Source organism: Vibrio sp. 1402 (genome assembly GCF_033340275.1).
In genome coordinates this window covers 1-513 of the sequence record NZ_JAWOWE010000734.1, presented here as the reverse complement: position 1 = coordinate 513, position 513 = coordinate 1, and the positions used below count along the sequence as shown (strand labels likewise).

1 protein-coding gene is annotated in these 513 nt (G+C 50.3%); it reads right to left on the bottom strand.

Annotation, left to right across the window (positions count from 1 at the left end; genetic code table 11):
• The coding region (locus R7044_RS28200; protein WP_225456400.1) for a 1-acyl-sn-glycerol-3-phosphate acyltransferase at nt 1-513 on the bottom strand (513 nt) is incomplete at both ends.

Sequence of the window (513 nt, the reverse complement as noted above, 5' to 3'; positions counted from 1 at the left end):
AATGCGTGTACTTTTTCGAACATAGTTTGTGCGGTGGCTGAGCTAGGATCTACCGGTTCGCCAGCTTCAATTTCCAATTTGGACCAGAAGCGAGTCGGGAACCCTCTGCATGCTCGTCCTTTAGCGCGGCTAAAATAACTGCCCCACAATCCTTTCAATGCCATCGGAATCACAGGTACTGGGCTTCGACGCAGAATAATGTCGATGCCACGCATGAAGTCGTTCATTTCGCCATCGGAGGTCAATCGCCCTGCAGGGAAGATACAGACAATATGGCCTTCATTGAGAGCTTCTTCGACGTCGTTAAATGCTCGACGAATAGAACTTCGGTTGCTAGCAGAAATTGGTATCACGCCAGCACGGCGTAAAAAGCGTCTTAGCGGCGGCAGGTTGGCGTAATCTTCTTCCCTCACAACGCGAATCAAACGAGGGCATCCGGCACTCAGTAACAGGGCATCCATGTAGCTCACATGATTGCACACAATCAATGCACCACCATGCTCAGGTAAGTTG